The 12,614-nt window shown below is 60.3% G+C and carries 11 protein-coding genes and 1 pseudogene; 3 read left to right on the top strand and 9 right to left on the bottom strand.

The genetic code is table 11. The features are described from left to right. Nucleotides 1-32: 32 nt before the first annotated feature. The 3 genes and pseudogenes from ACOZ4H_RS18225 to ACOZ4H_RS18215 all read right to left on the bottom strand — a co-directional run. Nucleotides 33-1,367: a glycerate kinase type-2 family protein gene (locus tag ACOZ4H_RS18225; protein WP_424330684.1), complete on the bottom strand. Its 1,335-nt coding sequence runs from the start codon at nt 1,365-1,367 to the stop codon at nt 33-35. Nucleotides 1,368-1,416: 49 nt separating this feature from the next. Continuing rightward, nucleotides 1,417-2,487, bottom strand: a complete 1,071-nt coding sequence (locus tag ACOZ4H_RS18220; protein WP_424330683.1) for a glycoside hydrolase family 88 protein — start codon at nt 2,485-2,487, stop codon at nt 1,417-1,419. 419 nt (nt 2,488-2,906) lie between these two features. Then, nucleotides 2,907-3,157: pseudogene (locus tag ACOZ4H_RS18215) on the bottom strand (IS4 family transposase); the annotation flags it as partial. Nucleotides 3,158-3,352: 195 nt separating this feature from the next. Here ACOZ4H_RS18215 and wecB point away from each other — a divergent pair. Beyond that, nucleotides 3,353-4,501 (top strand): non-hydrolyzing UDP-N-acetylglucosamine 2-epimerase, encoded by a 1,149-nt coding sequence (gene wecB / locus ACOZ4H_RS18210; RefSeq protein ID WP_424330682.1) that lies wholly within the window; start codon nt 3,353-3,355, stop codon nt 4,499-4,501. Between the two features lie 427 nt (nt 4,502-4,928). Next, the gene (locus ACOZ4H_RS18205; RefSeq protein ID WP_424330681.1) at nt 4,929-5,411 is read left to right on the top strand and encodes a glycosyltransferase family 2 protein; all 483 of its coding nucleotides are present in this window, start codon (nt 4,929-4,931) and stop codon (nt 5,409-5,411) included. A gap of 73 nt (nt 5,412-5,484) precedes the next feature. Here the strand turns inward: ACOZ4H_RS18205 and ACOZ4H_RS18200 are convergent, their stop codons facing one another. From ACOZ4H_RS18200 to ACOZ4H_RS18180, 5 genes are read right to left on the bottom strand one after another with little or no spacing between them, the layout of a single operon-like run. Further along, a complete protein-coding gene (locus tag ACOZ4H_RS18200; protein WP_424330680.1) occupies nt 5,485-5,919 on the bottom strand; it encodes a PTS fructose transporter subunit IIB in 435 nt (144 codons plus the stop codon). Beyond that, a complete protein-coding gene (ptsP, locus tag ACOZ4H_RS18195; RefSeq protein WP_424330679.1) occupies nt 5,916-7,601 on the bottom strand; it encodes a phosphoenolpyruvate--protein phosphotransferase in 1,686 nt (561 codons plus the stop codon). The genes ACOZ4H_RS18200 and ptsP overlap by 4 nt, the downstream gene beginning before the upstream one ends. Next, entirely contained in the window at nt 7,594-7,881 is a 288-nt protein-coding gene (locus ACOZ4H_RS18190) for an HPr family phosphocarrier protein (protein ID WP_424330678.1), read from the bottom strand. The genes ptsP and ACOZ4H_RS18190 overlap by 8 nt, the downstream gene beginning before the upstream one ends. Next, a complete protein-coding gene (locus tag ACOZ4H_RS18185; protein WP_424330677.1) occupies nt 7,878-8,354 on the bottom strand; it encodes a PTS sugar transporter subunit IIA in 477 nt (158 codons plus the stop codon). Before ACOZ4H_RS18185 ends, ACOZ4H_RS18190 begins: the two co-directional genes overlap by 4 nt. Nucleotides 8,355-8,368: 14 nt before the next feature. Continuing rightward, nucleotides 8,369-9,508 (bottom strand): PTS fructose transporter subunit IIC, encoded by a 1,140-nt coding sequence (locus ACOZ4H_RS18180; RefSeq protein WP_424330676.1) that lies wholly within the window; start codon nt 9,506-9,508, stop codon nt 8,369-8,371. A gap of 244 nt (nt 9,509-9,752) precedes the next feature. On the opposite strand from ACOZ4H_RS18180, the gene ACOZ4H_RS18175 reads away from it, so the two are divergent. Further along, on the top strand, nt 9,753-11,711 hold the full coding sequence (locus ACOZ4H_RS18175; protein ID WP_424330675.1) for an archaea-specific SMC-related protein: 1,959 nt from the start codon (nt 9,753-9,755) through the stop codon (nt 11,709-11,711). Nucleotides 11,712-11,760: 49 nt separating this feature from the next. On the opposite strand, the gene rdfA is transcribed toward ACOZ4H_RS18175, so the two are convergent. Beyond that, nucleotides 11,761-12,357: a rod-determining factor RdfA gene (gene rdfA / locus ACOZ4H_RS18170; RefSeq protein WP_424330674.1), complete on the bottom strand. Its 597-nt coding sequence runs from the start codon at nt 12,355-12,357 to the stop codon at nt 11,761-11,763. Nucleotides 12,358-12,614 lie beyond the last annotated feature (257 nt).

The raw sequence follows: 12,614 nt of genomic DNA, 5'->3' as shown, positions 1-12,614 counted from the left end.
CGAAAATAGCCACCGCGTACCGGGACCGGCCGTCACTCGTTCCCGTCTCGGACAACGATCACGGCCACGTCGTTGACGTTCGTCCCTGTCGGTCCGGTCTCGACTGTCGCCTCGATCTCCGAGAGGTACGAGCCGGCATCGTTTGCGAGCAGCGCGTCGCGGGCCCGTTCGCGGTCGTCGACGACGGTCCCATCGGCGATTGCACCGGCCACGTCGGAGCTTCCGTCTTCGCCGTCAGTGTCGATGGCCGCGATGACTGCGTCGCCGTCGTGGTCCAGTGCGCCGGAGAGGACGAACTCCTGATTCGGGCCACCCTGTCCTCCATCCCCGGTTACGGTGACGGTCGTCTCGCCACCGGCCAGGAGGACGGCCGGCGGTTTGACCGGTGTTCCCGTCGCTGTAGCCTCTTCGGCGATAGCGACGAGTGATTTCGCCACCTCGCGGGCTTCGCCGCGCAGGCGAGACGTGAGCACGAGCGGTTCGTACCCGGCCTCCTCTGCGACAGCAGCGGCGGCGTCAAGTGCGGTTGCGTTGTCCCCGATGAGGTGGTTCGTGACCCGGTCAAAGGCTGAATCGTCGGGAAACGGCGTCTCCGATATCCGGCCGTCTCGACCGGCTTCGAGGTGTGCTCGAACGGCTGGCGGTGGCGTGAGGTCGTGTCGCTCGAACACGCCAAGGGCGTCCTCGTACGTGGTTTCGTCCGGAGCTGAGGGACCGCTACCGATGGTCGAGAGGTCGTTTCCGACAACGTCGCTGATCAGTAACCCGGCGACAGTGGCGGGAGCCGCGCGCCGTGCTATCTGCCCACCTTTCAGGTCCGAGAGGTGCTTCCGGACCGCGTTGATTTCCTCGATTGGAACGCCACCACTGAGGAGCCTGTCGGTCGTTGTCTGGAGGTCTTTCAGCGTCAGCTCCCCGGCCGGAGCCGACAGAAGCGCACTGGCTCCGCCGGTCAGGACGAACAGAACGAGCGTGTCTTCGTCGGCTTCGTCGACTGTTTCTAGCATATCGGCCGTCGCCTCGACGTTCCGGTCCGACGGTAACGGGTGATCTCCGACGGAACTCCGGACAGTTTCAGTGTCGACAGTCTGCTTGACGACGACGTGACCCCCACTGAGGGCGTCGCCGAGGATGGATTCGAGCGCGCGGGTCACGCCGCCCGTGGCTTTCCCGCCGCCGACGATAACGATATCGCTGTAGTTGTCGAGGTCGTACGCCGTCTCACCGATTGTCAGTGTCTCGCTGCCGCGTTCGATAGCCGATTTTGTGGCGACCGCTGGGGCGGCCGCGTCCACGGCGGCCTCAAGACAGTCGAGTGCCACCTCGTGTGCAGGGCTGTCAGCGAGCGCAGATCGGTTACGAATCATACAACTGCTTCCATCCGGACCAGTAAAAAATCTGCCTCAGTAGCAGGGGTTAGCGAGCACTGGCTGCCGCCATGAGATACCAGCCCTGTCCGTAGGGTGTCACTGTCAGCGGCGCTTCGGGTCCGCCCGGAGGACCGGCGACGCGGCTGACTGCCCCCTCGTCATCGACGACGTGCGTCACCGCCTCGAGCGCGTCGTCTGCCGAATCCCGGTACTGTGCCTCGTCGAGGAGTCCGAGTTCGATACCGCGGTTGAATGCGTAGGCGAACATCAGCGTCCCGGAGGATTCAAGCGGCGTATCCGTGTCGTCGACGAGGTTGTGCCAGAAACCGCTGCCATCCTGCAACGGGAGCAAGCTCTCGCAGTGGCGTTTGAACTGGTCGACCAGTTCGCCGCGCTGGTCGTGGTCGTCCGGCAGCCGGTCGAGGATTTCGACGGCCGCCGCGGCGGCCCAACCGTTCCCGCGCGCCCAGAAGGTCCCTTGCGGGTAGTGGTCCGGCGTCTCGACCCAGATATGTCGAAACAGTCCAGTCCGGGGGTCGCGGAGATGCTCAGCGTGGACCAGATACTGTGTGACGGCTTCATCGTGGGCCCCCGGCTCGTCGGCCGCCTCGGCATATCGGCTGAAAAACGGACACATCATGTACACCGAATCGATCCACAGCGATTTGATCCCGGCGACATCCGGGTCGTGGTGGGGAATTCCTCCGGTGTCCGTCCGGTCGACAGACTGGAGCCATTCGTACTCTCCCTTCGCTGCGTCAAGGTACCGCTCGTCACCGGTCCGCTCGTACAAATCGAGCACACCGTGACCGATAGCGGTCGTGTTGTTGGTGTTCATGCACTTTTTTACCGTGAGATCCCAGCTGGCATCGTACTCCCGACCGTGACTGAACACCTCGATAGGATAGCTCGGGCCATACCCCAACTGTCCGTCGTCGTCCTGCGTCGCGACGGCTCTGTCGACGAGGTCTTTCGCTGTCTCGACGGATTGATCGCTCCCCTCGGCAAGAAGGCCGTTGATGGCGACGCCGGTGATCCACGACTTCCCATCGAGATCGAGTGTTCTTAGATGCGAGGCTGCACGTGTCACTGGCTGTGTGGCGTTGTCTGACGACATCTGATCGCTATATCAGACTGCTAGCCGTACTATTAAAAAACTATGTGTCCGGAGGACGCATTCGGCGGTGAACGGCCACACAGATGGTGTTTCGAATCTCAGAATGTCTACGCGATTAGCATCTCAAATTCTCTGTAAAGGACTTAAAAAGATATATTAAGATATAGAATGGGGAATTATAATATTACTATGGGTTTTATACATTGATATGGCCTGTTTACGAACTCATACTAACTAAAGAACATTTATAAATAGATAACTTATAACCATATTTCGAGTTTCTAGGTGAGGATAGCATAGTATGTACAGATACACGTCATAGCTGTCTCGGTAGACGACCAGATTAAACCATCCCGATAGGGTTAGAATGACAATACCGAGATCACCCACACGCCCCATATGAAATCGTTCGTCTTCAGCTACGACTCACACCTCGGTTGCGTAGCGGTAGCGAGCGTTTCTTGTAGTATCGGCCGTCGTTGGTGGATCTTCTGTGCGCCTTCGATCAGCCGCTCCGACAGCGGCGGTGGCGAGTAGCCGAGATACTCGTCGAGTTTGTGGAGGATGAGCTGGGCGCGTGACCGAAGGTCGCCGCCCAGCGCTCCGGTGGGAACGCAATCTCATCGTCAGCTTGCTCGGTGACCAGATACAACAGACCACGAAGAACAAGCCGTCCTTGTAGCCACGAACCAGTCGTAAACAGCGTGTCCCACGCCGTCCGTTACCTATCACTTATATACCAACTCGTTCAAGCTGTGTTGGTCTGGGAAAAGCACTCCATAACAAAGCCCTCAAAGTCCTGTTTTGGAAACATGACATCCATTGATATATCCCACGGCCGTTATGACAGTGGGGGTGAGAGCTGGTGACGAACGCGACGGCGGCGTTCGTCCTTGGAACCCGGCCGGAAATCATCAAACTCGCACCAGTCATCAAGGCATGTGATCGTCGTGATATATCAACAATTGTTATCCATACCGGTCAACACTACTCAGAGTCCCTGGATACGGTCTTCTTCAGGCAACTCGACCTTGACCCACCTGCGGTTAACCTCGGTGTCGGGTCCGGAAGCCACGGAGAACAAACCGGTGAGATGGTAATCGGTATCGAACAGCACCTGAAAGACGCAGACCCGGATGTGTTGTTCGTACAGGGAGATACGAACTCCACGCTAGCGGGCGCGCTCGCGGGGAGTAAACTCGATATCGAAGTGGCCCACATCGAGGCGGGACTCCGGAGCTACGACCGCGATATGCCGGAGGAGCGAAACCGGATCATCATTGACCACGCGGTGGATCACCTGTATCCGCCGACGGAGGAGGCTGCGAACCTGCTCGAAGACGAAGGGATTTCGGCTAATCGGATTACCGTCACCGGCAACACAATCGTTGATGCTGTCATGGCCTATGACAAGACGGCAGCATCGGTGAGTACGATTCTGACCGATCTCGACATTAGTCCGGGTGAATTCGACCTGCTGACAGCCCATCGCGCCGAGAACGTCGACGATCGAGACCGGTTTGGGAATATTCTCTTCGGAGTTGCGGCAGCCGCGACACGCTGTGAGAACGACGTGATCTATCCCGTCCATCCGCGTGCGAAAGACCGGCTCGCGGAGTTCGATCTCTCAGTTCCAGACTGTATCCGGACGGTTGAACCGCTTGATTTCTTCGATTTCCTGCGATTAGAGAGCACGGCTTCGCTCGTCTTTACTGACTCCGGTGGCGTCCAGGAGGAGACGTGTGTGTTGGGGACTCCCTGTGTCACCCTTCGGAACGGAACCGAACGACCGGAGACGGTGTTTGCCGGTGCGAATTGCATCGTCGGCCACCGGCCAGACGATATTGTCGCCGGGGCTCGACAGATGCGGTCGAAGGCGGGCGAATGGGACCCGCCCTTCGGCGACGGGAACGCATCCGAGTACATCCTCGATGATCTCGGCTTCGATGAATCACGTCGGACGAGCAAACCCAAGGAACGTGCGGCCAGTAACGGTGGAGTAAAGAAGCCATAACTCGGGCTTCTTCTATCGAGTTGTGGATAAATGGGGTCACGAGTTCTGGCTAGTGCTGCTGATCATCCCGACAGCATTAATCCATATATCTGCCTTTTACTCACCGGATTACACCCGTCCCTGCTGGACCTATTGGTCACCGGATTCAGACAAACGGCCTCCCGTGATCAGCGCTGTACCGTTCTCAATGAGGTGGTTACCACTGATGTCGTGTTCGACATTATTCGAAAGAAACGCGGCGTTTTTGTGAACGAGCCGCCGGACCCGCACTGATTGGGTTGGTCCAAGTACGTCCCCGGCCCAGGCGTAGATCTGATCAGATTGTGAATGCGGAGCGAAACGGCCTGAGGCGTCAAGGACGATACGTGAACACTTGTCCGTCCCCTCTCGATTGACCGAATTTGTTAGTCACGCCCTACAGTTCCGGATGACGGTCAACACAGATTTCATCTACTGTCAATCCGACCAGGGCGATAATCGACACGTTACCGACACCGCCGTGGGCTGTAACATGGCGATTCGCAGCGAAGTGCTGGAAGACATCGGTTGGTTTGACGAGCGTCTACCGTACGGTCACGAAGAAGCCGAACTCGCCGACCGCATCCGCGACGCTTATAGCGTGTGGTACTCGCCGGACCTCCTGGTCGAGCATCCGTTCGCCGAATCGATTCCCGATTACTTAGAAAAGCAATACCGGCATGGTAAAGAGTCCATTCCCTACTACAAAACCAGAGGCAAAAATGTCCCGAAGCCGATTGTGAAATTTATGCTGGTCCCGGCCTATTATTCTGAGTCCACCGTATCGCTCTCGGTGATCAGTGTAATCGGACGGATCGTGAGCGACGTCGGAACGCTCCACGGCTACCTGACGTACGAACTGGCAGATTCGGGCCGCCGAATAGACGCCTGACTACAGCGGACACCGATTAGATCCCAGCCCGTGCTACCGAAATCAGCCGCAATAGAGTGACGATGAGAGCGTCTCAACCGAACAGACGCTTCAGTCGAGCAACGAGGCTCTTCGAGCGGTCACCGCCGCGACGGCGTTGCTGGTCGGACCCCGTATCCGTGGAATCGATCCCTTCGGATTCGACTTCGGTGTTCGGGGCGTCTCCGTCGGCAGCCTCGACGGCATCGGCGATCATTCCTTCAGCGTCGTTGACGGCGTCTTTGACGGTGCCTTTGATCAGCGGAATATCGCTGAATCGGTCCTGGCTAACCGATGTATCTGAGGCGATGATGGCGGCGTCGGCGGCTGCGATGTCCGCTTCGGAGAGTTCGTTCTCCGCGCCCATCGCCCCTTGGACTTCCACCTTGATGTCGTGGCCTAGTTCTTCCGCTGTCTGTTCGAGATTTTCGGCTGCCATCTGACTGTGTGCTATTCCAGTGGGGCAGGATGTGACTGCGACGAGTTTCATGTGTCTAGTGTAGTGTGGACTTCGCTGCGGGTTGCGGCGAGTCGGGCGCTGTCCGCGCGCTCGCTCGCGGAACTGTACTCGGTTTCGCTAACGGCCGTCTTGACCTCCGGAATCGTCACGGCGCTCATACTGAGTTCGTCGAGGCCGAGACCGACGAGCAGTTCCGTCAGGTCCGGGTTCCCGGCCATCTCGCCGCACATGCCGACCCAGGCGTCTTCGGCGTGCGCCGCCGTGGCCGTCCGGTGAATTGCACGGAGGACGCCCGGATGCGTGGGGTCGTGCAGGTCGCTGACACGCTCGTTCTCGCGGTCAGCGGCCATGACGTACTGCGTGAGGTCGTTCGTCCCGATAGAGAGGAAATCGACCCGTGCGGCGAGTTCGTCGGCCATGAAGGTAGCACTCGGTGTCTCTATCATAACGCCGACTTCGGGATCAGCAGCCTCGGTTTCACGAGCTTCAAGATCGGCCGCTGCTGCGTCCAGCGCGTCGAGCGCAGCGTCGAGTTCCTCGACTGTGGCGACCAGCGGGAACATGATGGCGAGGTCTCCAGCCCCATCTGCCCCAGCGCGCAGAAGCGCCCGGAGTTGTGTGGCGAACAGGTCCGAATCGGGGGCGAGCGAGCGCCGGATTCCCCGCTCTCCGAGGAATGGGTTTTCTTCTTCCGGGAGGTCGAGATAGGGAATCCGCTTGTCGCCACCGATATCCAGCGTCCGGACGACGACGCGCCCGTCCGGGAACGTGTCAAGCGCCTCGCGGACGGCCTCGTACTGTTCGTTTTCCGACGGCGGCGTCTCCCGGTCGAGAAAGAGAAACTCGGTCCGGTAGAGGCCGACGCCGTCAGCACCCCGCTCCGCCGCGGGTTCCAATTCCGCTGGTCGGCCAACGTTCGCTGCAACTTCGACGTGTCGCCCGTCGGTGGTTTCGACGGATTCGTCCACAATAGCTGCTCCCGAGTCACTTGCTGCGGTCGCTCGCTCGGTGTCGTCAGGACTGACTAACACCTCGCCGCTGTCGCCGTCGATCACGACCTCTGCTCCGCCCTCGACAGATTCGAGAGCGTCGCCGACACCGACGACCGCTGGCAGCGCAAGTGACCGGGCGAAAATCGCCGCGTGGGACGTCCGTCCGCCCGTGACCGTGGCGAACCCGGCGACGCGTTCGGGGTCGAGTTGCGCCGTGTCGCTGGGTGTCAGCCGCTCGGCGAGGACGACGCTTCCCTCAGGTAGGTCACCGAGGTCGACTCGCTCGCCGTCGGTCAGCAGACGGAGGAGTCGGTCGCGCACGTCCCGCAGATCGTCCGCGCGCTCGGCCATTCGGCCGTCCATCCCCTCGAACTGCTCGATGTGTTCGCCGAACGCGGCGTCGACGGCGTTCGGTGCGGGGAGCCCGTCGCCGACCATCGTCTCGACGGCGTCCTCGATAGTCGGGTCTTCGAGAAACTGGATGTGCGCGTCGAACACAGCGGCCTCGTCTTCTCCGACGCGTTCGGCGGTCGCCTCGCGCTCGGACTCCAGTTCGGTGCGGGCAGTGTCGACGGCGTCGGTGAACCGCCCGACCTCAGTCTCGGGATCGAATTCCACGTCGTCTGGATCCGGGAGCGAGATCTCGTGACCGTACCAGACAACTGATCCGACGCCGGAGCGCGGCGTTGCACCGGTTCCCTGGAGCGTGCGTTCAGCCATCGTCAGTGTCCAGTTCCTCCTCTGGCGTCGTCAGTATTCGTTCCAGTTCGTCAAGCACTGCCTCCGCATCCGGGCCGTCGGCGACCAGCTTGATATCATCGCCCTGTCCGACACCGAGGCTGGTGACGGCGATCATACTCGCCGCCTGAACCAAGTCACCGTCCGGCCGACCGGCTGAGACCTCGGCCTCGTGGTCGTTGACGGCCTGGACGAACGCCGACGCCGGCCGTGCGTGCAGGCCGGCTTCCGGAACAATCGTCACAGTGCGTTCGACCGTCATGCGATTGCCTCCCGGAGCGCGTCCTGAACAGTCGCCTCGTCCTCTGCCTCGTGGAGCCGGTCCCGAACGTCGTCGTGCATCAAAGCCCGCGAGAGGGAGCTGAGGATATTGAGATGCTCCTCGCCGCCGGCTTCCGGGACGAGAATCATGAAGATGAGCGTCGCGGGCTCGCCGTCCATCGAGCCGAAGTCAACGCCCTCTTGGGAGCGCACGAACGCGAGCGACGGGCGGCTCACAGCGTCAGTCTTCGCGTGTGGGATACCGATTCCCATCCCGACACCCGTCGTAGTCTCCGATTCACGCTCCAGGAGCGCTTCGAGTGCTCGCTCGCGGTTCTCGACCCTGCCGCCGTCGACTAGTAGGTCGAGCAGGGACTCGATGCACGCTTCCTTCTCGGCGGGCGGTTCGGACAGCGAGATGTGGTCCGCCGGAATCAGCTCTTCGATGTCGTCCGCTGAGATTGCGTCTGTCATTGTAGTCACGGTGGTTAGTCGTCCGTCGGTTGCGCGCTGTTCGTCTCCGCCCCGGCATCAACGCGGTCTTCGAAGTCCGGCTTGATAACCGTCGCGACGACGGCCGTCACGAGCGAGCCAAGCAGGATGCTCCCCAGGAACGCGAGCGGCTGGTTCGACAGCAGGACAACGAAGATGCCACCGTGGGGCGCAGGCATCGTTACGCCAAGGGCCATCGAGGTCGCACCGCCGACGGCGCTGCCGGCCACGATAGCCGGAATGACGCGGAGCGGGTCCGCGGCCGCGTACGGAATCGCGCCCTCTGTGATGAACGACAGGCCGAGCACGATACCGCTTTTCCCGTTCTCGTACATCTCCGCCGCGTACTTGTGCGGGGCGATGAAATTCGAGAGAGCGAGGCCGATCGGCGGAATCATCCCGCCGATCATCACCGCGGCCATCGGCGCGTAGATCTCTTCAGTGATGAGTCCGGTCGCGAACACGTAGGCGACCTTGTTGACCGGACCACCCATGTCGAAGGCCATCATCCCGCCGAGGATGAGCCCGACGACGATAGCCTGGCCGCCCTGCATCGACTGCAGGAAGGCAGTCAGGCCCTCGTTGGCGAGTGCGACGGGGACGCCCAGAACGAACAGCATGATTGGCGTCAGGACGGCCATCGTCGCGACGGGGATGAGCAACACCGGCATCATCGGCTGGATGAACTCGGGGACGTCGAGGTTCTTGAAGAAGCGCGCGACGTACCCGGCCAGTAGGCCAGCGACGATAGCGCCGAGGTAGCCGGCACCGGCCTCACCGCCAGAGATGCCGATTACTGTCGCCGCCTCGGCGACGACGTTCCCTTGCTGGAGGATGTATGCCAACAGGAATCCCGGGGCGAGTCCAGGACGGTCGGCGATGGCGTACGCGATGTACCCGCCGAGGATCGGCACCATGATCGTCAGCCCGGCCACGCCGATCTGAGCGAGGAACCAGCCGGCCGACCCGGTGCTCTCGAACACTGCCTGTGTATCCCCTATCGCGTACGCGACGGCGAGGAAGATACCCCCGATAGTCACGAAGGGGATCATGAACGATACGCCCGTCATCAGGTCCTCCTTGACGGAGGTCACGTGAGAGCGAAGGACGCTCTCGGCCCGGTTTTGATCTGCCATGGTCAACGACGGTGTCAGCTACGCCTATTGGGTAACATAAAGGTACACGTTTGAGTGTGTTATTCACCGATATTGAGCGGGATTTGGATTTGGGCGATTGTTTCTGCATGGAACTAGCACTACCAGCTCGATGGAATAACAGACATATGTTTGTTAGCCGCCGGCAACTATTGGGGTGAAAATTCGAATGGGCGGTGACACGCGCGCCATAGTGCTTATACCCGTCACTCGCCCACACCGAAATATGGGTTCACTCTCGGTAGCCGGGGAGGTGGCCACGTTCACCGTCGAGAAGATCGGGGGGATCGACGAGACGACAGTCGAGGTCCCACCAGGGGTGACAGTGCTTCGAGGCCGGAACGCGACCAATCGGACATCGTTTCTCCAAGCGGTGATGGCCGCCCACGGGAGCGAGTGGGCCAGCGTCAAAGGTGACGCCGACCAGGGGCACGTCGAGCTTTCACTGGGAGGGGAGACGTATACCCGAACGATGACCAGAACCGCCGAAGGAGTTGCTGGGTCGGGCCTCGGCCTTCTTACTGACTCGACAGTTGCGGACCTGTTCGCGTTCCTGCTCGAAGACAACGAGGCCAGGCGAGCCGTCGAGCAGGGTGACGACCTTCGGGAGATCATTATGCGGCCCGTCGACGTGGCGTCGATTCACCGACAGATACGTGCGGCCGAACAGCGCAAGGAAGAGATCGATGCGGAACTCGACCGTATCGCCTCCCTAAAGCGTGATCTCCCCGATCTCGAGCGTCAGCAGGCAGATCTGCGCGACGAGATTACCGAGACCAGAAACGAACTGCAGCGCGTCGAGGAACGGATCGACGAGCGGAACGTAGATTTCCGGACGACCCAGGAAAACAGGGAGGAACTCGAAACCGCTCTCGACGAACTCCAGGCGACTCGGTCCGAACTGAAACGCGTTCGCGATGATATTCAGTCAGAACAGGAGAGTATTGCGGCGTTGCGCGACGAGCGGGGGCGCCTCGCAGTCGAACGGTCCGGCCTCCCCGAATCGCCGGACGAACGACTCGAAGCGCTCGAATCGGACATCGAGCGGCTTCGAGAGCGCAAACGGGAGCACTCAGAGTACACCACGCGACTGCAAAACGTCATCGGGTTCAACGAGGAACTGTTAGCCGGCGAACACCGTGAAATAACCGACGCTATCGATGCAAAGCCCGAGAGCGTGGGAGACATTACGGACCAACTCTATCAGGGGTCCAAGACGACCTGCTGGACCTGTGGCTCGCGAGTGAAACCGGACCGTATCGAGTCGACGCTCCAGAGCATGCGTGACCACCTTCAGGAGACGGTCTCGGAGATCGACGATATCGAAGACGAGCTCGACGAACTGACCGCCCAACGTGATGATATTGCGGAGACACGCACGCGAGCGCAGGAACTCACGGCGACGATTGAGGAGGTCGACGCCGAAATCGAGCGACGGCAGACGACTGTCACCGACCTTCGCGAGCGACGCGACAACCTCTCTGCCCGCGTCGGAGAACTCGAGGAACGGGTCACGTCGCTCCGGACCGAGGAGTTCGACGAAGTGCTCGACCTCCACACGAAAGCGAACGAACTGGAGCTGAAACTGGATCGGCTCGAATCAGAGCGAGACGAGGTAAGCGGAGAAATTGCCGATATCGAGTCGGAAATCCGCCGGAACGACGAACTGGCTGCCCAACGGGAAGACGTGGTTGAGGAACTGATCGACCTCCGGTCTCGTATCGACCGCCTCGAAGCCGAGGCGACCGACCAGTTCAACGAGAAGATGGACGACCTCCTCGATATTCTCGGCTACGGCAACATCGAACGGATCTGGCTCGAACGGACCGACACGCCCGATGACCCGGTCCACGACAGCGACGACAGCGTCACAGGGTCGACATTTACGCTCCACGTCATTAGAAGCACCGAAGGCGGAACTGTCTACGAGGACACGGTCGGCCATCTGAGCGAGAGTGAGCGGGAAGTGACCGGGCTCGTGTTCGCACTCGCCGGCTACCTCGTCCACGACGTGTACGAGGAGGTCCCGTTCATGCTGCTTGACTCACTCGAAGCCATCGACGCGGAGCGCATCGCCTCGCTCGTCGAGTACTTCGCGGAGTACCCCCCCTATCTCGTCGTCGCGTTGCTTCCCGAGGACGCGCAGGCGCTCCCGGATAGCTACAACCGGATTACCGATATCTGACCAGATACGGCCTCCGCGCAAGAACCGGACTTACCAAGTCAATACGGCCTCATTGACAGTTACAGCTGCCCCGGTCGAGAAGGTCGCTGATGCTGTGGCGCGTCCCGCAGTCCTGGCAGCGAATATCGATGCTCACGAACACTCGGTACTCGCCGATAGTGAGTTTGTCAGCGGTTTTCAATCGGTCAACCGTATCTCGAACGATTGTCTCGACGCGACTGCGGAGGCGGTCGATAGTCCCGCGTTCCCGCTCGACCTGCTCGGTCCCGGTTCCGGGGTCGTAGCTCACATCGCGGACGTTCCTCAAATAGTATCGAATCGCCTGATACGTGACGAACTGGTCCTCCAGCTTAGCGACGTCGATGCCGGCCCGTTCGAGTCGGTTCCGCGCTTCGATCCGTTTACCAGCGCTGACGTCGTCAGCCGTCAGGAGTCGATAGAAGTTCTCCGGTTCGCCATCGATAACGTCCATACCCGCGTCGCGGATCGCAGCCATGAGCACGGCTTGATTGAACCGATCAGCGAGGTCACGGAGGCTCTGTCGCTCCTGATTGTCCCCGAGCCAAGCGCGTTCCAGCTCTGCACCCATCGACGCCAGTCCGTAGGTTTCGATCAACTGTGCGACTTTCGACTGCTCTGACCCCATTGTTCCCAGAACGCCGCAGTCTGGCTTATCCGTTGCGTTGTGATATCCGCGGTTCTGTCGTATATTCAGCTGCCAGGCCCATTAAGAAAGTCGATTCCACTATTATAGACGAACTCACTCGTAACATATAGATAAATAATCCCGTTTTTGTATTTATAACCTCGTATTCAGAAACGGATAACCACCGTCTGATATAGACTGCCGCTACTACATCTATTTGTGCGGGCTAACTGGGACGCTCTCGGTACCGCCTATCT

The organism is Haloarcula amylolytica (assembly GCF_049705545.1).
Taxonomy (GTDB): domain Archaea; phylum Halobacteriota; class Halobacteria; order Halobacteriales; family Haloarculaceae; genus Haloarcula; species Haloarcula amylolytica_B.
Note: the sequence above shows the minus strand (reverse complement) of the source record. Positions and strands in the feature narration are given on the sequence as shown.

What these genes read in the sequence shown, in the direction of transcription:
- ACOZ4H_RS18225 (WP_424330684.1), bottom strand. Translation starts at nt 1,367, where the DNA reads ATGATTCGTAACCGATCTGCGCTCGCTGACAGCCCTGCACACGAGGTG.
- ACOZ4H_RS18220 (WP_424330683.1), bottom strand. Translation starts at nt 2,487, where the DNA reads ATGTCGTCAGACAACGCCACACAGCCAGTGACACGTGCAGCCTCGCAT.
- ACOZ4H_RS18205 (WP_424330681.1), top strand. Translation starts at nt 4,929, where the DNA reads ATGACGGTCAACACAGATTTCATCTACTGTCAATCCGACCAGGGCGAT.
- ACOZ4H_RS18200 (WP_424330680.1), bottom strand. Translation starts at nt 5,919, where the DNA reads ATGAAACTCGTCGCAGTCACATCCTGCCCCACTGGAATAGCACACAGT.
- ptsP (WP_424330679.1), bottom strand. Translation starts at nt 7,601, where the DNA reads ATGGCTGAACGCACGCTCCAGGGAACCGGTGCAACGCCGCGCTCCGGC.
- ACOZ4H_RS18190 (WP_424330678.1), bottom strand. Translation starts at nt 7,881, where the DNA reads ATGACGGTCGAACGCACTGTGACGATTGTTCCGGAAGCCGGCCTGCAC.
- ACOZ4H_RS18185 (WP_424330677.1), bottom strand. Translation starts at nt 8,354, where the DNA reads ATGACAGACGCAATCTCAGCGGACGACATCGAAGAGCTGATTCCGGCG.
- ACOZ4H_RS18180 (WP_424330676.1), bottom strand. Translation starts at nt 9,508, where the DNA reads ATGGCAGATCAAAACCGGGCCGAGAGCGTCCTTCGCTCTCACGTGACC.
- ACOZ4H_RS18175 (WP_424330675.1), top strand. Translation starts at nt 9,753, where the DNA reads ATGGGTTCACTCTCGGTAGCCGGGGAGGTGGCCACGTTCACCGTCGAG.
- rdfA (WP_424330674.1), bottom strand. Translation starts at nt 12,357, where the DNA reads ATGGGGTCAGAGCAGTCGAAAGTCGCACAGTTGATCGAAACCTACGGA.